Below are 20610 nucleotides of genomic sequence, written 5' to 3' on the forward strand. Positions count from 1 at the left end.
AGATGTATGCCCACATGGGTAGGAGGTGGAAAGAATGGATATTGCTTTGAAATTGCTGCTCGTTGTTTTCTCGATCGGTCTAATCACTGTAGTATTGCTGCAGCACGGGAAAAGCGCTGGTTTGGCGGGTGCCATCTCCGGTGGTGCGGAACATCTTTTCGGTAAAACGAAAGCGCGCGGATTGGATCTCTTCCTGCAACGTGCAACGGTGGTACTGGGTGCAGGATTTATGATTTTGTCTATTGTTGTTACGGTGCTTTCCAAGTAAGAATTGGAACTGCTGTTCAATGAATAGCTTAAGCTAATGGCTTAATTGATGAACCTTCGTTTCGTGAAGAAACGGGGGTTTTTTAATAAATTCTTACGCGTCCAAACTTTTCCAACAATTTAATCTATAGACTCCATGATTTTCGGTCTTCTTCTCACTTCTGTTTGGTTTTCCTTCCTTAACATGCAACACACCCCTATCATGTATGGTATGTCCCTCGCTTATTCGTTACGCGAACTCACTCCCTATAATGAATGTCATGTGTACAGAAAATTTTCGGATGTAGTCCTTTTCCAGATGCGCACAGCACGTGTATCGCATAAAATGCTGTAGAGATACGTGAAAGCGTGATTTTAGAGGAGCGCCCGGCAACTGTGGTTTTTTTGCGAGGTACGGATGGGCCGGATTGAATTCGTGTATACTAGGGTATGAGATAGTATGGTTGTACTACTACACTCTTCACAGCAATGATATTGTATTGCATGAAAAAGGTAAGAATTCCGATACATAAAGAGATGAGACTTGCTTACACTTTTATGTTTCCCGAGGTGAATATATTAATGATAACAGAACAACAATTGCTCGACTTCATGCGGGAAACCGCTTATAAACCTATGACTTATCAGGAGTTGGAACAGCACTTCGCTATTGAAGATGCAGCTGATTTCAAAGCCTTTTTGATTATGCTTAATACGCTGGAGGAATCCGGTAAAGTTTTGCTGACCCGTAACAATCGCTATGGCATGCCAGAGCGCATGGATTTGGTACGTGGACGTTTACAGGCTCACGCTAAAGGTTTCGCTTTCCTTATCCCTGAGGATCGGGAGCACCCGGATGTGTACATTCACGCCAATGATATGAAAAGTGCGATGAATGGTGATACGGTATTGGTTAAAGTCACATCTCAAGGACCTTCAGGTGGTCGTTTGGAGGGTGAGATCGTCCGTATTGTTACTCGTGCTGTGACACAAGTCGTTGGTGTGTTCCAGAGCCATGAGGTGTACGGATTTGTCATTCCGGATGATAAACGGATTAATCGCGATATTTTCATCCCACGTACCAACTTTGCTGGGGCGGTTGATGGACAGAAGGTCGTAGCCAAGATCGTCAGCTATCCGGAGGGCCGTGCGGCTGCCGAAGGTGAAGTGATCGAGATTCTCGGTCATAAGGATGAGCCGGGTATTGATATTTTGTCCGTCATTCGCAAGCATCAGTTGCCTGAAGCTTTCCCTGATGAAGTGGTAGAAGAGGCGGAAAAAGCACCCGACTCCATCACGGATGAAGAGATTGTACAACAGGGTCGCCGTGATCTGCGCGGACTTAACATTGTCACGATTGATGGCGAAGATGCCAAGGATCTGGATGATGCTGTTAACGTAGAGAAACTGCCTAACGGGAACTATCGTCTGGGTGTTCATATTGCCGACGTTGGCTATTATGTGCAGGAGAATTCCAAGCTGGATCAGGAAGCCTACAACCGTGGATGCAGTGTGTATCTGGTGGATCGGGTTATTCCGATGCTGCCACAGCGTCTGTCCAACGGGATCTGTAGTTTGAACCCGCAGGTAGACCGCTTGACACTGTCTTGTGAGATGGAGTTTAACGACCAGATGAAGGTTGTAAAACATGACATTTTCACAAGTGTAATCAAAACCAAAGAGCGGATGACGTATTCCAACGTCCGTAAAATCCTTGAAGGTGAAGAGCCGGAATTGCTCGAGCGTTATAAGGATCTGGTAGATGATTTCCATCTGATGAAAGAGATTGCCTTGAAGCTGCGTGCTATGCGTATGCGCCGTGGTGCGGTTGACTTTGATTTTGAAGAATCCAAAATCATTGTGGACGCAGAATGCAAACCGGTAGATATCGTGAAACGGGAGCGTTCGATTGCAGAGCAAATCATTGAGGAATTCATGTTGGCAGCGAACGAAACAGTGGCAGAGCATTTCCACTGGTTGAAGGTTCCGTTCATTTATCGTGTGCACGAAGATCCGGATCAGGAAAAACTGCAAAATTTCCTCGCCTTTGCTGCGAATTTTGGACACCAGGTCAAAGGACGTGGCAATGCAATTCATCCACGGGCGCTTCAATCGTTGCTTGAGGATATCAAAGAAACGAAAGAACAAACCGTGATTAGTACGATGATGCTCCGTTCCATGAAACAGGCGAAGTATGATTCTGAAATGTCAGGTCACTTTGGCCTCGCGGCAGAATTCTATAGTCACTTTACGTCTCCAATTCGTCGTTATCCCGATCTTGTCATTCACCGGGTGATTCGCGAAGTCATTGAAAATAATGGTGCATTGCCGGAGAACCGTCAGGAGTATTTGGCAGCACGTATGTCCGATATTGCGCAGCAGTCTTCTGAACGTGAACGTGTGGCGGTAGAAGCTGAGCGGGATACGGAGAAAATGAAAAAAGCCGAGTACATGCTCGACAAAGTAGGCGAAGAGTTCGAAGGCATGATCAGCAGTGTGACCAGCTTTGGTATGTTCATTGAACTGGAGAACACGGTTGAAGGTCTGATTCGCCTGAGCGCACTCACGGACGACTATTACCATTTTGACGATCAGCATATGGCTCTGATTGGTGAACGTACCTCGAAAGTCTTCCGCATCGGTGATGAAGTGAAGATCCGTGTGGCACGTGTAAGCATGGAAGAGTATACGATTGATTTTGAAATGGTCGATATGAAACCTCGCGGTGAACGTCCTGGCGGCTTCGGTGGCGGACGTGGCGGTAAAGGTGGTCGCCCAGCAAGTGGTGGCGGTCGCGGCGGTGCCAAGGGTGGACCAGGTGGATTCAGCGGTTCGCGAGGCGGCAAAGGCGGCTCATCCGCTGCTGGAGCCAACCGTGGTGGCAGATCAACGGAAGAAAGCAGCAAAGGTGGACGTGGCGGTCGCGGTGGAGCAGCGAGTGCAGGCGCGGGCGCAGGCTCATCTGGTGGCTACGCAGGTAAAGGCGGCGGCAAACCAAAAGGTGAGCGTCGTGCTGGTGATGCTGGAGGATCAACTGGCCGGGGTAAAGGCGCAGTGAGCTTTGGTTTTGGCTCAGGTAAAGGCGGTTATAGCTCTACATCGGGTGGATCGGATACTAGTTCAACCGGTGGACAAGGAAGTGGCCTGAACAGCGGCAGCGGTCGCGGTGAAGGAAGCTTTAAGTCAGGCAAGGGCGGCAATAAAGGTGGCAAAGGCGGAAGTGGACGCAAAAACACTTCGCCGAGCGGCGTATTTATTGGAGAGAATGCAACTCCTGGTGGCGCTCAGGAAGGCGGAGCACCACGACGCAAGCGGAAGAAGAGCAAAGGTGAAGCTGGTAACGGCACGGCAGCTTTTGTACGGAAAAAGAAAAAATAAAGCTAACGTAACTTGGAGAAATGGATTACAAGTCGTTCCTCCAGGTTAAGCGTTGGAGAAAATAGTCACTTCAGCCGGTGTGTTGTTTCGCACAGTCTGAAAGTGGTGTAATGAGGAGGGGCGGCAGAGGTCGCCTCTTTCTTGATTTTAACAGCCGTACTTGCTACAATTAGGGTCTGGCACGTGGTACCTTGGTGCAACATTGGGTGCGCTGCTATAGAGCATGGTACCGGCTTATTTTACGGAGAAGGAGTGAGGACATGGGTAAGAATGATGGACAGAGTAAAGTGCTCGCACAGAATAAAAAGGCTTCCCATGACTACTTCATTGAAGATACGTATGAAGCGGGCATGGTGCTTACCGGAACGGAGATCAAATCTCTTCGTAACGGCCGTGCGAATATTGGTGATGCATTTGCCACGATTCGGAACGGTGAGATTCATATTCACAATATGCATATTAGTCCTTTTGAACAAGGGAACCGAAATAATCCGCTTGATCCAACACGTACGCGCAAGTTGTTGATGCATAAAGTGCAGATTCACAAGCTGCTCGGGCTGTCGAAACAGGATGGGTACAGCATTGTTCCGCTGAAAATCTATATCCGCAATGGTTATGCAAAGCTTTTGCTCGGACTGGGTAAAGGTAAGAAGCAGTATGATAAACGTGAAACTGCCGCGAAGCGCGATGCACAACGTGATATCCAACGGGTACTGCGCGAGAAGCAGAAGGTTGCGCGTTAAGTGGAGCGCTGGGCGGCTTTACTTTAGGTGTATAAGTTAGTTTTTGTGATGAAGCTTTGATGTATGAGTTAAGGAGTCTCAAGGTTTGTCCTGCAATGGGCAAGCTTGGGGCTTTTTTATTTTTAGTGGAAAGTGGATGTGATGTGAATTGCTGAAGTGTATTGTGTGGTGATTTCCTTTGATATGTGTTGAAGGGAATTCGGTAGGAGCATGGAGCTTGTCGCGTTGATGAATCTAAATTATCAGCTGTTGCGTAGTTTGCCAGAGGAGTGGGTAAAATACTAAGGTGCAGTTGTTCGTGATCCAATCTGGGTAAACTTTACTTCCGATTGGTGACGCGGTATAATATGTAGACGATTGAGCCTGTTGTATTGGATAACCTTGTACACATGCTCAGCCTGCTGGAATGTCTTCCAGCAATCTGTACTATTTCGGTGATGTGTCCTGTGTTATGATTACTCATGTAGCAGACAGGAATGCCGAGTTTGAAAGAAGCATCTTTTTACCTTGGAGGAAAAAGATGTGCAGCACCTTTGCTCCGTATTCACGGATTAATCCTGGAGCCCTTCTTCATTGAGGGGGCGTTTATGGATTCGACGGGGATAGTTCGAGCATGGGTAGCGGGTAGTGGGGACGCGTCCGCTTTATCAACGCTAAAGCCTATTAAACGGCAAACAACAAACAAACTACGCTTTCGCAGCCTAAGAAACTGTGTGCGTGCTTCTACCCTGCATCGCCCATGTGACAGGGATAGGGGCTAACTAGTAGTGGGATACGCTGTCACATCTCCGCCTGGGGTGTGCTGAAGAAGACAATCAGGCTGACCCAACGTATAGCCGGTTACGGGGCGATACTCGGGTGACATCAAAACTGTGACTACACCCGTAGAAGCTTATGTGCCGTTATCTTCGGACAGGGGTTCGACTCCCCTCGCCTCCATTAGAGTCAAAAGCCATCAACCAGTGTTCTGGTTGGTGGTTTTTTAGTTTATGATATAATAAACAGAAATTTAGATTGGGGGACTCAAGATGTTTGAAAATCGAGAACAGCTCCAAGAAATTTTGAAAAAAGCAAATCAACATGCACGGAAACAAGCTAAAGAATCAGGTGCCTCTATTTATTATATAAAGAATAACAAACGTGTCCGTGAGGATGCTGAAGGAAATAAATTTGAAATTATATTTGATGCTACTGGGAAACGCCAGGAGTTTGAGTATCATGAGTGAAATCAGACCAGTCATGACGGTGTTTGCTGGAACCAATGGAGCAGGGAAAAGTACACTCAGTATGCAAATGAGAGAGTGGCTTGGTGAACTGGTTGATCCGGATCAAATTGCAAGAGAGTTGAAGCCAGAGAATCCGCGCAGTGCTGACCTGTCTGCTGGCAGGGAAGCTGTAAAAGAATTCGATCTCTCATTAAAAGTGGTATAAACTTCGCTATTGAAACGACATTTTCTGGATCATTTGTTTCAAAATATGTGGAAATAGCAGAAGAAGTATAGTCGCTTATTAAAAGCGGTTAACGCTTTTTGAATGAGACAACCTTATCAGGTACATATTTGCTTGAAATGAGTAAAGGAGTAGTTATTTTGGATCCGTACTTATATTTGTTGTTTCATCTTCTATCACATGCTCTTCTTGGGGCGGTAATTGCATACTGCTTTTTGCCAAGGGATACATGGAAAAATCTTATAATATGTCTATGTTCGGGTGCACTGTGTGGAATAATTCCTGATATTTTTGGGGATAGAAGTGTAGCTCCGTGGTCTCATTCTATATTGTTTACACCCCTTTTAGCTTTAGGAATAGCATATTTGACAAAACTGTTCTATAAAAAGACAAGTTTCAAATTAATCTGGGGATCTTCTATTTTGTCTGTCTTGTTTGGACACTTATTTTTAGACTATATGGGACATGATTTACCAGCATTCTATCCCCTTAGCGATAAGTCATATATTATGGGAGCCATTACATTGGGAGATCCATGGATATGGTTTCCATTAATTATTGGTCTTGGATTGAGTGTTTTTTTGAGGATCAAGCCTAAATTACCCGTAGTTACTTCGATACTATTCATATTGGTATATTTAGTTTTTCGAGTAATATCCAAAGAAATAATCGAGCACAAAGTTCAAGTTCAACACCCGGTTCCTGAAAAGTCATATATTATAGTGGAGCCCAATAGTCATTACGAATTTCCTTTAGATCCCAGAAAGTGGTTGGAGTTCAGGTTTCGAGTCATCAGTCCTCATTTCTCTAAAGTTGGTGATGCGGGTATACTGGGAGAGAAATCAGACAATCTATTCTGGTACGATTTTTATCCAGTAGCCTTTGAGATTAATTTATCAAGAGGGAAATACGTTTTAATAAATTCACAGAATTCTAAAGTTGTCCTATCTGTTACTAAGGAATGGAAAGAAGCGGGTTCTAACTTTATTCAGGGAAAGTATGATGGAAACATTTTTACCTACAAAGAAACCACCAATGGTCAGTGGGAAGAAGTTATACCACAATAGTTTTCTACAGTTTCTATCCACCATCAACCAGCGTTCTGGTTGGTGGTTTTTCTGTTTATGATATAATCTTTGTAAAATAAGCTGAAGCAAGCCCAATTTACTCCGTAATCTCCCAAAGGAGGCAAAAAAACATGAGCCAAACGCAGCAACAGATCCGCGAGTTTGTTGCAGGGGTACAAGCATATGTCTCGCCAGTAAATGTGATTAATCCTTGGAGAGACTATGTGACGGGCTATGATATAGGCCCCAAAGCGGTGGAGATTCGTTCTGAACATTTGGTCAGGTATTTGGAACCAAGAATGTCCAAGGCTCGGTACATTTTTATTGCTGAAGCTGTGGGATATCAAGGGGCGAGGTTCTCCGGTGTACCCTTGACGTCCGAGCGAATGGTTACCGGGAATCATTCGCTGGTGAATCACGAGATGATTTTTCCAGGTGAGCCGGGTGTCCGAACCAGCTTGCCCAATATCGCCAAACCTAACCGGAGTCAGGCGCTGTATGGATTCGCAGAGCCGACAGCATCCATCATATGGGGTGAAGTGTTATCCAGTTCAAGGTGGAAACCAACGGACTTTATATTTTGGAACATCTATCCCTTTCATCCCTATCAATCTTCTGAAAACAGGATGACGAATCGAACGCCGACTTTGGCAGAGTTGGAGGATGGTGTGGTATTCGCCAGACAGCTTATGCAACTGAATCCTGATGCTCAGATCGTGGCTATTGGCAGAAAGTCAGCAGACACGTTAAGCTCACATCTCATTAAACATCACCATGTTCCTCATCCTGCAAATGGAAGGGCAGTACAATTCCAAAGAGCAGTAAGGTCAATTATCTAGCCCATTGTTAACTGGAGGAATGTAAGGCTGACATATGCGTTTTTATCGTCCAACTGCTATACACATAACGTAATGCCCTATCATATAAAGATTGGTTGGTGAAGCTAAATGAGTGAAAAATACTGGCTTGTGGTGCAATATCCACTGAAGAGCGCGCAGGGCAGCAAACGAGATCATTGGTTGAAGGAAAAGGTGATGGAATATCTGGAAACCGTTCTAACCCAGGCCGATTTGGGAGAGGTGGATGGATGTGATCTGGGTAGCCGTATGGCTGATCCTAAGGAATATGTAATGAACATTTTCTGTGTGGTAACGGACGAAGATCGGAGCATAGCGCTAATTAAAAAAGTGCTGAGGGAGAGTCGGCTGGATTACACCCGTATCCAAATCGCTACGATGCCATACGGTATAGAAGGAAGCTACACGCTGAAATATGCCTCCAAAAAAGGCGTTACCGAATTCTCGCTTTGATCACGATTCGCTGTTTCTTACCAAAACGAACTCTGTACTTGTCCTGCCCGAGGGCAGTTTGCCTCCGACACTTTCCCCACTTAAATTTATCATGCTAGAAGACCGAAGACCGAAGACCGTTATTGGACTTCCCAACCTTAACTACTCGATCAATACGCTGCCAGTAGTCTGAAATATGCAACTACATATCGTAATCCTGCTCAAAAGTATACGCATACGCAAGGTATATCAAGAGACGTTTATCAGTGTCTTTTGTGTATTCAGATCCTCCGCCTCCCCGCTTCTCTCTCCATCCGGTACAAACCACATCTTATTATCTATACCTCCAAAATTTTATAAAGCAATACTTCTTGCGGCTCCAATTAGGGGCCCCTACCCCTTGCATTCACAGCAATCGTCTTTCCAAAGCCTCATTCTACTTCACTCAGTCATATCATCCCCAAGTGATAAAAAGAATTGTTCCTCCTCCAAACACCGTCCTATAATATACAATTGTTACAATCCAAGAGAGTGGTGGATAACACAACAGGTCATCCGATCCCAACTGTTAAGCCCATTACACCTCGGAACCAAAGGAGGGTCACTGTGAAAAACAGAGCAAAGGATGCAAAAACAAAGACAGAAGAAGCAGCAGAAGAAGATGCAACGATTGAAGCGACAGCAAAAGCAAAAGCATCAGATGTTGAGACCAATGCAGAATCAAACGCAAATACGAAAGCAAACACGAAAGCAATCTCCAGTGCAATGAAGAAGAAGTGGACCCCCCGTTTCAAAGAGTTCATTCAACGCAAGCCCAAGACGCTGGCTTTTAAAATCCCGTTTGCCTACTTTGTCATTATTCTGCTAACGGTGGCGTTTAGTGCGTTGGTTTTGAATCGAATCTCGGAAAATGACGCGCAACGAAAGATCAATGAAGCATCACTGCAGACAATTACATCCATTGAGACCAACGTTAATCTGATGATCGAGAACGTGAACAATTATTCGAAAATGATTTTCTCTGATCCCAACTTGCAGAACCTGCTGCGGCAGGGCAATGTGTACTCCAATTTACAGACACAGTCCAAGGTCAGCGCGTATTTGACCAATCTTATGCAAGCGGTTCCAATTATCGATTCAGTCTATATTTACGATAATTCGGGGCACCGATTCTCGGTTGGTACACAGGAATGGCCCACGTTTATGGAAGCAAATGTGAAGGAAGCGCCGTGGTACGAACAGGCACTGATGCATAACGGACGATATCTGCTCAGGCTGAATGGTGGCAACAACGACAGCGGAGTCTCGGCGACGGGGGAGAATGATGGGCAAGAGGTGGTGTCGTTTATTCGCCTCATTCGGGATTTGGATGATACGTCTCCGCTTGGATTTCTGGTCATGAACATCAAAGGCAAATCAATCGCTCAGGCCTATGCCAACCTGTCTGCACCGGATTCATTTCAGGTGGCCATCCTGGATGAGCATCAGCGGGTGATTGCAACCAACGCTACCGATGGAAAGAAGTCCGTGCCTGCTGTATCCGGCGAATCCATATCTGCGGCTTCTGGACAGGAAGGGATGTACGAGATGTTAGAGGCCAATCAGGCCAAGTTAAAACAAACATTTCAAGAGCAATTCTCCGGCTTCATCACCTTGCAATCGGGTGGTCAGGAATATGCGGTTACCTATCGTTCGTCTGGTGATGATCAGTGGAAATTCATCAGCATGAGCCCATACCAGGCTACCGATACCCGCAATAAATCCATGGTGCTGCTTGCGCTGATCCTACTGGCGGTAAACGGGACTGTCTTTTTTGTCAGTTCATTCATCATCTCGCGCAGCGTCATTAAGCCGATTCACAAGCTGCTTCGCTCCATGCAGAAAGCACCAAGCGGCAACTTCCGCAAAGTGACGGTTGAGCTGAACAGTTACGAATTCGCACAGCTATATGGAGGTTACAACCAGATGATCGAGCAGATTGAGCAGATGTTGAAACGCATCATTCAGGAGCAGCAGACGATCCGCCGAGCAGAGCTGAATACACTTCAGGCGCAGATCAAGCCGCATTTTCTATACAACACACTTGATTCCATTACCTCCCTGGCAATGTCGGGTATGAACGAAAAGGTATGTGAGCTGTTAGAAGCGCTCGGAAGTTATTATCGGCTGAGTGTCAGCAAAGGGCGTGAACTGATTACACTGCACGAGGAGGTTGAGATTGTACGCAATTATCTGACGATCCAGCAGGTGCGATACCCCGGTGTATTTGAGGTGCAGTACGATATCGATTCAGGCTGTGAACTAGTGATGATTCCCAAGCTTGTGCTCCAGCCGTTGGTGGAAAATTCGCTGTATCACGGTATTCGTCCCAAAGGCAGCCCGGGCACGATACGCATCCAAGCTCGTCGATCCAAGGAGGGAGTACTTCTAACGATCACTGACGACGGACTCGGCATGTCCGAGGAAGAAGTGAAGCAGATTCAACGAACAGAAATGAACAGGTCTAATCGCTCTAACTCATCTAACTCATCTAACCCATCTAACACTTCTAACTCTTCTAATCCTTCTAATCCTACCTATAACGCTAAACACAATCCAAGCTTTGGCTTATGGGGAACGATGGAGCGGCTTCGCATTTTCTATGACAGAGAAGATGGACTTAAGCTGCAGAGCGAGGTTGGAAAAGGAACCACCATTATCATAACGATCCCGAAGGGAGCCGATGAATCATGGAATTAACTGTGGAACCATTAAAGGTATTGATTGTGGATGACGAGTACCTCATCCGAAATCTGTTGCGCATGCGTATCGATTGGGAGCAGCAAGGCATGACCATCATTGGCGAGGCCTCCGATGCTGCAGAGGCTTTGAATCAGGTTGAGTTGTTGCGTCCAGACATCGTGTTCACGGATATATACATGCCAAAGATGGACGGCATTGAACTAAGTGGCATCCTCATGGAGCGTTACCCGAACATAAAAATCGTGGTTGTGACGGGACATGATGAATTTGAATATGCTCGTCAGAGTGTGAAGCTGGGCATATCCGATTTTATTTTGAAACCCATCCGTGCTTCTGAGTTATTACAGGTTACGACGAAGCTGCGAGTGGCAATCGAGCAGGAGATGGGGCGTGAGTACGAGCTGATGAAGCTGCGGGAGGAGATGAAGCAGAGTTTGCCTTATCTCAGGGAGAGGTTTGTAAATCAATGGTTAAGTGATGTGATACCTGAGGATGAACTACAAGAGAAGGGGCGTTTCTTCGGCATTCCTATCTCGTCTGGCGAACCAGGATTGCGCATCGCAGTAATGGAGGTGGAGGTTGCTGTACCGCAAGCGAAGATAGCTGCACCAGAGGTATATCCACATCTGTCCGAACCATATCACCAAACACGCCAAACACACCAAACACATGAAGCACATCGAGGACCCCAACAACAACATGGTCAGCCCCAATTAAGCCAGCATCAAACAGAAGCCCATCGACAACCCGCTGAGGAAATACATATTTTGCTGCGAATGGTAGGTATGAAGCAGGTGCAGGCATTTTATCCGCAGGATTTACAAACCATTATCGTCATGGACCCGCATAACCGGATAGTTGTGCTCTCACTTGGTGCGGATACGGAATTTACCAATCAGGTACAGCAGCTTCAGGAAGAACTTCAACATACACTTAAGCTCGAAGGGTGTGAAGTTGATGTGACCGTAGGGATTGGGCAATGGCAATCAGGATGGGGAAGGGCCTGTGTGGGATACCGGGAAGCTTGTCGTGCACTCGATTATCAGGCGTTTGTGGGGAAAAATCAGGTTATTTGCTTCGAGGATCTGGTCATCGAAAACGGTAAGAGGCCCTACCACTCGGATGCTCAGTTGCTCCAACAACTGCAATTTTACGTCAGTGTTGGTGCGGGGGAAGAAGCCGTATTGTTGCTGGAGCGTATGCTGTTTGTGCCGTTCTCGGACGTTTCACAGTTTCGGATGGCAGCCATGGATGTGGTTACGGAGTGCCAGCGTGCCGCCATAGAGCAACAGCTTGAGGGAGAGTACGCATTGAACAAAGAGGCCGTTGCGGCCATTTTTACAGCAGGTCATCTGCCTGAACTAAAAAGCATGCTGGAGCAGCATGTCCGCACGGTATCGGATGTCATACAAGCCAAACGACAGGCCAAGGAAGGTAATCTGATCGACCGGGTGATGGCTTATCTTGAAGAGAACATGGGCAATGCGGAAGTGGGACTTTCCAGCACCGCGGCTGCTTTTTACGTAAGTTCGGGCCATCTGGGGCGGCTGATGAAAAAAGAAACCGGGCAAACATTTGTGGAATATATGACACAGCTTCGTATGAGAAAGGCCGAAACGCTGTTGAAGCAGACCGATTTAAAGGGGTATGAGATCGGGCAGCAGGTAGGCATCCCGGACCCACACTATTTCAGCGTCTTGTTCAAAAAACATATCGGCCGATCCATGAATGAATATCGGAATGTAAAAACCTGAAAAACGAGAATGTAAACCCCTCACACTACCACTTCCAATTCCACATATGTTCGAATATTACAAATCGATGCCTGTTTTCTAAATGGAGAACAACGCACGGTTCGCCTAAAATATGGGCTAGAACCAACTAAAACAGATAGGGAGGTCCATAGAGATGAAAGCGCTATTAAAAAAATCAGCAAGTCTAATTCTGACTCTGGGAATTGTAAGCATTCTGGCGGCATGTTCATCCGGTTCGTCCGGTGGTACACAGGGGGAAAGTAATGGCAAGATCAAGCTGACGCTATGGGATCAATCGGTTGGCAATACCGATCCTTCGGCCAAGCTGCTGCCCGAGATTGTTGAGAAATGGAACAGCGAGCATCCGGACATCCAGGTTGAACGTACGGGCACGACAGGAGAACAGTATAAAACCAAAGTCAAAACATCGATTGCGGCTGGTGAGGCGCCAGACCTGTTCTATGGCATGGGTGGCGGCAGCTTCATGCAGCCGTACATCAAATCCGGCAATGTGCTGGAAATCTCAAGTTACCTGACGGACGATATCAAAGAACGAATGGGCCCGGGAATGGCTGAGGCCATTAATATGGACGGCAAAATCTACACATTGCCCGTGTACACACATATCGCCAATCTTTACGTGAATACAGAACTGTTCGAGCAGGCGGGTGCCAAGATTCCGACCACCTATAACGAACTACTGGATGCAGTCTCCAAGCTGAAAGCGGCAGGAATCACACCGGCTGTGATTGGAGAGAAGGACCGCTGGCCGGGCATGTACTGGTACGACATTATTGCGATGCGTCAGGCAGGCAATGCTGCCGTGATGGAAGCCTTCAAAGATCCGTCAAAGTGGGATTCGCCCGACTTTGTAGCCGCTGCGACTAAGATGCAGCAGCTCGCGCAAGCAGGAGCGTTCAACAGCAGCATGTTCAGCATGAGCTATGACGAGATGCTTGGGGCATTTAATGCAGGCAATGGCGCGATGATGTTCCAGGCCAACTGGGTAAATGCAGGAATTGAGGACCCGTCCTCCGCAGTCAAAGGCAAAGTGAAAGTGATTCCATTCCCGGTATTTGAAGATGGGAAAGGTACAAATACCGAAATCTTCGGCGGAGCCGTCGATGGTTTCTACATCAACCAGAATACCAAACATTCGAAGGAAGCCGTGGAATTCCTCATGTATCTGAGCGAGCAGCTTGGTACGCAAGGTTTCCTGGCTGGAGCCGGCCTGCCAAGCTGGAAAACAGATGCACTCGACACGTCCAGCCTGTCCTCCCTTGATCTATCTGCGGCAGATATTATGAAAACGGCGACCTCATTCATCGCGTGGTGGGATAACATTCTGCCAGCGGAGTCTGCCGAAGCGCACAAAAACCTGATTGCCCAGCTGCTTGCCGGCGATGTAACACCGGAGGAGTTCTGCAAACAGATGGCACAGCTCAAACCAACAGAGCTGAGCCTGTAGATCGCGCAGGCTAATATGCGCGCAATCCTTACATGTGTATGCTTTTGAGCTTGCCAAGCTGAAGCCTGCTAACAATGAAGATGAACCCAAACAAGGCGTGGTCCGGTATATCCCGGTCACGCCTTTGAGAGGAGAACAATAATGAACTCTGTATTTTCCAATAAAGGCACGATCGCCGTCTTTGTACTGCCCACACTGATTCTCTTCTGCGGAATTGTGCTTATTCCCATCTTTGTCTCAAGTTATTACAGTCTGCTGGACTGGAACGGCGTGGGCAGGGGTACATTTATCGGCTTGGACAACTATGTGGAGATGTTTAAGGATACCCGGGTGCTGAATTCGGTCAAAAACTCCCTGTTATTCGCAGGTGCTTCGGTGTTCATTCAACTGCCGATCTCGCTGGTGCTCGCACTGATTCTGGCGTCCAACGTCAAGGGGGAAGGTTTCTACCGGACCGTGTATTTCATCCCGGTGTTGATCTCGACGGTGGTTATTGCCCAGTTGTGGTCAAAAATCTACAATGCCGATTACGGCCTGCTGAACGTGCTGCTGCAAAGTATCGGTTTATCCAGCCTGGCGCAGGACTGGCTGGGGCAGAAGGACACCGCGCTGGCGGCATCTTTTATTCCAACCTTGTGGCAGTACGTGGGGTATCACATGCTGCTGATGTATGCAGGTGCGAAGTCCGTGTCTCAGGATGTACTCGAAGCGGCTCGAATGGATGGTGCTTCCCGTATTCGCACGGCGTGGTCCATCATGATCCCGCTGATGAAGCCGATTCTGAAGGTAAGCCTTGTTTTTTCGGTTATCGGTGCATTCAAGGTGTTTGACCTAATCTATGTGCTGACAGGTGGCGGGCCATTTTACACTACTGAAGTGCCAAGCACGCTGATGTACGCTACCATTTTTGATACGTTCCGGTATGGATATGGCAGTGCGATCTCGGTCTTTATTATTGTGGAGTGTTTGGTGTGTACGATCCTCATTAATTCATTTTTCAAAACGGAGTAGAGGGAGGCATAAGGCATGAGTACCGTAGAAGTCATGTTGCATAAAAAGCCCAAGCCGAGGTCCATCTCCGGACCGATCGGGAAAGTGTTCCTGCAAGCGTTTCTGATCCTCGTCGCGATTGTGCAGATCTACCCGCTCATCTGGCTGGCGCTGTTTTCCCTGAAGGATAACAGTGAGATTTTCAGCGGTGATGTGGCCGGGTTGCCCAAAGCGTTTCTGTGGAGCAACTACACCAAAGCAATGTCCGACGGCCATGTGCTGACCTATTTTATGAATAGTGTGCTGGTTACTGCGGCCTCCATTGTCTTGGTACTGATCCTGTCCTCCATGACGGGTTACGCAATCACGAGAATGAACTGGAAGCTTAGCGGGTTGACGATGACGATTATTTTGCTGGGCATGATGGTGCCGATTCATGCGGCGCTGCTGCCATTGTTTATTATTTTGAAGAATCTGAGCCTGCTCAACAGTTACTGGTCTCTGATCATTCCCTATGTGGCATTTGGCATTCCGATGGCGGTATTCATTCTGGGCAGTTTTTTCAAAGGTATCCCAAGAGAGATGGAGGAGTCGGCGGTTATCGACGGCTGCGGCATATACCGGACGTTTTTCTCCATTATCCTGCCTCTGGTAACCCCGGCTATATCAACGGTAGCCATCTTCACATTTCTGTCATGCTGGAATGAGCTGATGTTTGCAGTTACGTTTATCAATAACACGGCTTACCAGACGTTGACGGTGGGTATGATGTCGATGGTGGGAACGTACATTACGCAATGGGGTATCATTGGTGCTGGACTGATGATTACGACAGTGCCAACGGTGGTCATCTATCTGCTGCTGAACAAACAGGTGCAGAAGAGTATGATCGCAGGTGCAATCAAAGGTTAGCTGGAGGCTGGACTGGAGGGCGTGGCGGTAGAAGGGCTTACTGCTCGCTCGCTGTACTCTCTTTCTGGTGGATATCGGCTTGATTTGGGATTTCGCAAGGTGTGATCTCTGGACTAGACCGGAGCCTGTGGTCATGGAATAATAAGGGGGTATGTAGCAGGCAGTTGCAGAGAGGGGTCATTATTTATGGTCAATATCGCGATGGTAGAGCAGGAGCCAGTTCGAAAAAAAGTTGTGGCGTTCACGTTTGATGATGGGCCGCATCCGGTGTATACACCTCAAGTGCTTGAGATTTTCCGGCGTGCCGGTGGGCGGGCGACGTTTTTCATGATTGGCCAAGAGATGGAGACTCACCCGGAGATTGCCGCGGAGGTGCACCGTGAAGGGCATGAGATCGCCAACCATACGTACACGCATCCGGATCTGACCAAGTTGACGCTGGAGGAAGCCGGGGAGGAGCTGCAACGCGCAGAAAATCTTGTTCAAGAAGTTACGGGGCAACCTGCCCGCTGCTTCCGCCCGCCGTATTTTGGCATAAACGATGATATACTGTCTCTGGCGGCGGAGCGTGGATATCGGACGATTGGTGCGGTAAACGGTGATGCAAGGGATTGGGACAATCCCGGCGTTGAGCACATTCTGGAGCATACCCGGTCTGTAGTGAAACCCGGCAGCGTGCTCATATTCCATGACGGGTACGGGGATCGTTCCCAGACGGTGGAGGCGGTTCGTGTGCTGGTGGAGGAGCTGGTCGCGGAAGGGTACCGTCTGGTGACGGTGAGTGAGTTGTTAGACATTTCTCGTGATCATGATATAAAGACGACATAATTAAGTGGACCCATCATTCTTTGAATGACAGGGTCTTTTTTTAATATATATAATACATAGGAAGAATGAAGCGGGAGCACAAACTTTGCTTGCCCTCTCAAACTACTTTATAATAATAGGCTAAACTAGATTATGTCAGGAGGAAACAATGGACTTTATCAGAAATCAACTAGAAGAACTCGGCATGAGTGGACCCTCCATTGGTTATCTTTCAAACATCATTATGATTATTTTTATAGCAGTGATCTCGATATTGGCGAATGTGATTGCTAAGCGAGTGGTACTGAAGACGGTCCATCGTATCGTAAGTAACAACCGTTTCAAGTGGGGCCATATTGTGGTTCAGAAAAATTTATTTCAGAAGCTGTCGCATCTTGTGCCAGCCATTATAATCTATTATTCTGCTTATATTTTCTCGCCCTATCAGGCCATAATTGAAAAATCAGCAATGACCTATATGATTGTAATCATGATTACGGTTCTGAATGCTTTGCTGAATGTATTCGATGATATCTATCGTACCTATGAGGTGTCGAAGATTCGCCCAATCAAGAGTTACATTCAGGTAGCCAAGATTGTCCTGTTCATTATCGGGGGCATCATCGTCATCTCCAGCCTGATTGGACAGAACCCGCTCATTATCCTTAGTGGACTTGGGGCGTTATCGGCGGTATTAATGCTCGTATTCAAAGACTCAATCCTAGGCCTCGTGGCCGGTGTACAGCTATCGTCGAACGATATGGTGCGTGTTGGTGACTGGATCGAGATGCCAAAGTATAATGCGGACGGTGATGTCATCGACATTACATTGAATACGGTAAAGGTTATGAATTTTGATAAAACCATTACGATGATTCCAAGCTATGCTCTCATTTCGGACTCGTTCCGTAACTGGAGAGGTATGCAGGTGTCCGGCGGCAGAAGGATTAAGCGGAGTATCTATATTGATATCAGCAGTATCCGTTTTTGTACGGAAGAGATGGTGGCTGAATTTGAGAAAATCCACTACCTGACTGATTATGTCACGGCAAAATTAAAGGAAATTCAAGCATACAACATGGAGCACGAGGTGAATACCGAAAGCAACGTGAACGGCAGACAACTGACAAATGTCGGTGTATTCCGGGAATATATCCATCAATATTTGAGGAATCATCCAAAAATCAATAAAGATATGACGATGATTGTGCGACAATTAGCACCGGAAGATCGCGGGCTGCCTCTGGAAATCTATGCATTCAGCAATGATATCAACTGGGGTGTATATGAGAACGTTCAGGCGGATATCTTTGACCATATCTTCGCGGTGGCGTCGACATTTGGACTACGGGCCTTCCAGAATCCAACTGGACATGACATTGTGCAGCTGAAAGAGGATAAGCAATATGTGCGAGAGTATTAAGAGGATTTATCAAAATAGATGTGACGGCCACCATATTGGTGGTCGTTTTTACGTTTGGATGCACCTCCATTTCGGCCACGGGTGAGGATACGTGGAGTCTTAACAAGTTGGCTAATTTTTAAGTTCACAGGAACACATTCAAATGTTTTATTTATGAGATTGACGGTCAGTTCATGGGATAGGGATCAAATACAGTTAGCAAAACAGAATTACTGTAAAAACAAGTAGACAATACATATATTTTTCATTATATTATAATTAATTCCATATTTTGAAAGGAGTGATTTGGAGCTTTTTCTGATCAGGCGTGTCTATGAACGAGGGAAAAGCATGAAGTCTCTTTGGCGTGCTAACTTTTCAAAAGAAATGGAGGGAGAATGAAATGAAGAAAACATTGTATTCTGCTATTATGATAACGCTTTTATCAGGATCGATTGTGGGTACGGCCTTGGCGGATAATTACGAGTCGAATGACACTTTGAGCAGCGCGTATAAAATCCCAACGCAAACGGTGGCCACTCCCTACGGTCCGGCTTACTGGGGTGGAAGTGCTTGGTCTTATCTATCATCCCCGACAGATGTAGACTACTTTACATTCAGAGGGCATGGCAAATCTGTCGTGCTGGGTTCTCCTTCCGGCTATGATTACGATCTGTACGCCTATGACAGCGCTGGAAATTTGGTTGCTTCTTCTACGAATACGTCAGGAGCGGATACGGTTCTTGTCGACTACAATAATGTATATTTTAAAGTGATAAGCAAAGATGGACGATACAGCGATACCGATGCTTACAGCGTAACTTTTTATAAAAGGGATGTCTGGGTGCCGTGACCAGCTCGTGAGAGTAAAAAACGTTAGGTATCGTAGACTTTAATGCTTCCGTCTCATGAATAGGAACTCTACCGCCTCAATGAGGTAGTAGAGTTTTATTTATTCAAGCCAATGGTCTGGAAGAATGGGTTACCATATCCCCCACTTGAGTGCATTGGAAAATTTAATGGAGGTGAGTGCCGTGGCACGTGTATTAGTTGTGATGATCCCTGCAGAAGGCCATATCAATCCGTCGCTTGGATTAATCAAGGAGTTGATAGAGAGCGGAGATGAGGTCGTCTATTGTTGTACTGAAAAATACCGGACGAAGATTGAAGCGTTAGGTGCACAATTTAAGGCCTATTCCTTCAACGAGGCAACCCTGCTCAACAACCCTGGTATGAAGCCATTTGAACTCAAGCATCCTTACCAATTTTTATATATGATATTGAATAAAGTGATTCAACGCTTTATACCAGATGTTCTGAATCTGATCGAACATGAAACCTACGATTATATCATTTTTGACTCCATTATAGGCTGGGGAGGACAAATTCTAGGTGAGAAGTTAGGTATACCAACGGTATGCTCAACCAGCACCTTTGTTTTTGTGGAGCCTCTTGGATCAGACAATCAACTGAATGATGATACGGAGGAGGTCAAGGAGCTATATAACAGCATCGTGGAAATGTCCCAGCAAATAGCTTCCCAGTTCGATGTGGCTGTACCTTCCCTGGCGGAACTTTCAGGGCATTCAGGACAACTGAAGATTGTCTATACAAGTCGTTATTTTCAACCCATGGGGGACAAGCTGGACGACAGCTTTGTGTTCACCGGCCCATCCATTATCCCACGCAAGGATGCGCCAGCTTTTGCAAATGAATCTCTGCATGCTCTTTATAAGCAGGTCGTTTATATTTCGATGGGAACCATTTTAAATAAAGATCTTGAGTTTTATAAGCTTTGCTTTACGGCCTTTCGTGATTTGCCTGTGCAGTTTATCTTGTCTTCTGGGAAGGATACCGATTTGGAGCCCATTGCTGATCTCATTCCTGACAATTTCATCAGAAGACCCTATGTCCCTCAACTGGAAGTGTTGCAGTGTGTAGATGCTTTTCTGACACATGCAGGCATGAACAGTACCAGCGAAGCTTTGTATTACAATGTACCGTTAATCATGCTTCCGTTAACATCGGATCAGCCGCGTGTAGCAGGCCGGGTACAGGAGTTGGGAGCAGGAGTCATCGTGGACAAAAATAACCTTACACCCGATGTGCTTAGAAACGCAGTATTAGAAGTGCTCGGTAATGCCTCCTACAAGGAGCATGCTGAGGTTATTGGGGAAACGTTACGCGATGCTGGCGGGTATAAGCAGGCTGCTATGGCTATTAAGAACTTTATAGGCAATCAACCGTTATCGGCCACGCCCATCTCTTCGTTTGAATGAAAAGGGAGACAACCTTTCATGAGAGCAAGACGAGAAAGCCGTCACCCGACTAAAACGGAGTGGTGACTTCCAATTGATTCAAGC

The 20610-nt window shown here is 46.6% G+C and carries 17 protein-coding genes and 1 other RNA gene; all 18 read left to right on the plus strand.

Annotation, left to right across the window (positions count from 1 at the left end; all coding sequences use genetic code 11):
* Positions 1-34 precede the first annotated feature (34 nt).
* The 18 genes from secG to EL84_RS09330 all read left to right on the plus strand — a co-directional run bounded on the left by secG (position 35) and on the right by EL84_RS09330 (position 20526).
* Complete coding sequence (secG, locus tag EL84_RS09250; RefSeq protein ID WP_047841462.1) at positions 35-268, plus strand: preprotein translocase subunit SecG; 234 nt, start codon at positions 35-37, stop codon at positions 266-268.
* Positions 269-828: 560 nt separating this feature from the next.
* Positions 829-3624: a ribonuclease R gene (gene rnr / locus EL84_RS09255; protein WP_047841463.1), complete on the plus strand. Its 2796-nt coding sequence runs from the start codon at positions 829-831 to the stop codon at positions 3622-3624.
* A gap of 260 nt (positions 3625-3884) precedes the next feature.
* On the plus strand, positions 3885-4367 hold the full coding sequence (gene smpB / locus EL84_RS09260; RefSeq protein ID WP_036674736.1) for an SsrA-binding protein SmpB: 483 nt from the start codon (positions 3885-3887) through the stop codon (positions 4365-4367).
* Between the two features lie 577 nt (positions 4368-4944).
* Positions 4945-5309: a transfer-messenger RNA gene (ssrA, locus tag EL84_RS31260) on the plus strand.
* Positions 5310-5395: 86 nt separating this feature from the next.
* Entirely contained in the window at positions 5396-5593 is a 198-nt protein-coding gene (locus EL84_RS09265; protein WP_047841464.1) for a hypothetical protein, read from the plus strand.
* A complete protein-coding gene (locus EL84_RS09270; protein WP_235431508.1) occupies positions 5586-5798 on the plus strand; it encodes a dephospho-CoA kinase in 213 nt (70 codons plus the stop codon). The genes EL84_RS09265 and EL84_RS09270 overlap by 8 nt, the downstream gene beginning before the upstream one ends.
* A gap of 98 nt (positions 5799-5896) precedes the next feature.
* On the plus strand, positions 5897-6883 hold the full coding sequence (locus EL84_RS09275; RefSeq protein WP_082218930.1) for a metal-dependent hydrolase: 987 nt from the start codon (positions 5897-5899) through the stop codon (positions 6881-6883).
* A 131-nt stretch (positions 6884-7014) separates the two neighbouring features.
* Complete coding sequence (locus EL84_RS09280) at positions 7015-7722, plus strand: uracil-DNA glycosylase (protein ID WP_053061436.1); 708 nt, start codon at positions 7015-7017, stop codon at positions 7720-7722.
* Positions 7723-7830: 108 nt separating this feature from the next.
* A complete protein-coding gene (locus tag EL84_RS09285; protein ID WP_047841466.1) occupies positions 7831-8193 on the plus strand; it encodes a hypothetical protein in 363 nt (120 codons plus the stop codon).
* A 585-nt stretch (positions 8194-8778) separates the two neighbouring features.
* Positions 8779-10911, plus strand: a complete 2133-nt coding sequence (locus tag EL84_RS09290; RefSeq protein WP_235431509.1) for a sensor histidine kinase — start codon at positions 8779-8781, stop codon at positions 10909-10911.
* The gene (locus EL84_RS09295) at positions 10902-12668 is read left to right on the plus strand and encodes a response regulator (protein ID WP_047841467.1); all 1767 of its coding nucleotides are present in this window, start codon (positions 10902-10904) and stop codon (positions 12666-12668) included. Before EL84_RS09290 ends, EL84_RS09295 begins: the two co-directional genes overlap by 10 nt.
* Positions 12669-12822: 154 nt before the next feature.
* Positions 12823-14136 carry an extracellular solute-binding protein gene (locus tag EL84_RS09300; protein WP_047841468.1) on the plus strand — a complete coding sequence of 438 codons (1314 nt, stop codon included), beginning with the start codon at positions 12823-12825 and terminating at the stop codon, positions 14134-14136.
* A 141-nt stretch (positions 14137-14277) separates the two neighbouring features.
* Positions 14278-15147 carry a carbohydrate ABC transporter permease gene (locus EL84_RS09305; protein ID WP_047841469.1) on the plus strand — a complete coding sequence of 290 codons (870 nt, stop codon included), beginning with the start codon at positions 14278-14280 and terminating at the stop codon, positions 15145-15147.
* A 15-nt stretch (positions 15148-15162) separates the two neighbouring features.
* Entirely contained in the window at positions 15163-16038 is an 876-nt protein-coding gene (locus tag EL84_RS09310) for a carbohydrate ABC transporter permease (protein WP_047841470.1), read from the plus strand.
* Positions 16039-16224: 186 nt separating this feature from the next.
* Positions 16225-16866 (plus strand): polysaccharide deacetylase family protein, encoded by a 642-nt coding sequence (locus EL84_RS09315; protein ID WP_047841471.1) that lies wholly within the window; start codon positions 16225-16227, stop codon positions 16864-16866.
* A gap of 148 nt (positions 16867-17014) precedes the next feature.
* Entirely contained in the window at positions 17015-18268 is a 1254-nt protein-coding gene (locus EL84_RS09320) for a mechanosensitive ion channel family protein (RefSeq protein ID WP_047841472.1), read from the plus strand.
* A gap of 382 nt (positions 18269-18650) precedes the next feature.
* Positions 18651-19100, plus strand: a complete 450-nt coding sequence (locus EL84_RS09325; RefSeq protein WP_047841473.1) for a hypothetical protein — start codon at positions 18651-18653, stop codon at positions 19098-19100.
* 181 nt (positions 19101-19281) lie between these two features.
* Positions 19282-20526: a macrolide family glycosyltransferase gene (locus EL84_RS09330; protein ID WP_047841474.1), complete on the plus strand. Its 1245-nt coding sequence runs from the start codon at positions 19282-19284 to the stop codon at positions 20524-20526.
* The last annotated feature ends 84 nt before the right edge of the window (positions 20527-20610 follow it).

This window comes from Paenibacillus sp. VT-400, from assembly GCF_001029205.1.
GTDB classification, from domain to species: Bacteria; Bacillota; Bacilli; order Paenibacillales; family Paenibacillaceae; genus Paenibacillus; species Paenibacillus amylolyticus.

What these genes read in the sequence shown, in the direction of transcription:
- secG (WP_047841462.1), top strand. Translation starts at nt 35, where the DNA reads ATGGATATTGCTTTGAAATTGCTGCTCGTTGTTTTCTCGATCGGTCTA.
- rnr (WP_047841463.1), top strand. Translation starts at nt 829, where the DNA reads ATGATAACAGAACAACAATTGCTCGACTTCATGCGGGAAACCGCTTAT.
- smpB (WP_036674736.1), top strand. Translation starts at nt 3,885, where the DNA reads ATGGGTAAGAATGATGGACAGAGTAAAGTGCTCGCACAGAATAAAAAG.
- EL84_RS09265 (WP_047841464.1), top strand. Translation starts at nt 5,396, where the DNA reads ATGTTTGAAAATCGAGAACAGCTCCAAGAAATTTTGAAAAAAGCAAAT.
- EL84_RS09270 (WP_235431508.1), top strand. Translation starts at nt 5,586, where the DNA reads ATGAGTGAAATCAGACCAGTCATGACGGTGTTTGCTGGAACCAATGGA.
- EL84_RS09280 (WP_053061436.1), top strand. Translation starts at nt 7,015, where the DNA reads ATGAGCCAAACGCAGCAACAGATCCGCGAGTTTGTTGCAGGGGTACAA.
- EL84_RS09285 (WP_047841466.1), top strand. Translation starts at nt 7,831, where the DNA reads ATGAGTGAAAAATACTGGCTTGTGGTGCAATATCCACTGAAGAGCGCG.
- EL84_RS09295 (WP_047841467.1), top strand. Translation starts at nt 10,902, where the DNA reads ATGGAATTAACTGTGGAACCATTAAAGGTATTGATTGTGGATGACGAG.
- EL84_RS09300 (WP_047841468.1), top strand. Translation starts at nt 12,823, where the DNA reads ATGAAAGCGCTATTAAAAAAATCAGCAAGTCTAATTCTGACTCTGGGA.
- EL84_RS09305 (WP_047841469.1), top strand. Translation starts at nt 14,278, where the DNA reads ATGAACTCTGTATTTTCCAATAAAGGCACGATCGCCGTCTTTGTACTG.
- EL84_RS09310 (WP_047841470.1), top strand. Translation starts at nt 15,163, where the DNA reads ATGAGTACCGTAGAAGTCATGTTGCATAAAAAGCCCAAGCCGAGGTCC.
- EL84_RS09315 (WP_047841471.1), top strand. Translation starts at nt 16,225, where the DNA reads ATGGTCAATATCGCGATGGTAGAGCAGGAGCCAGTTCGAAAAAAAGTT.
- EL84_RS09320 (WP_047841472.1), top strand. Translation starts at nt 17,015, where the DNA reads ATGGACTTTATCAGAAATCAACTAGAAGAACTCGGCATGAGTGGACCC.
- EL84_RS09325 (WP_047841473.1), top strand. Translation starts at nt 18,651, where the DNA reads ATGAAGAAAACATTGTATTCTGCTATTATGATAACGCTTTTATCAGGA.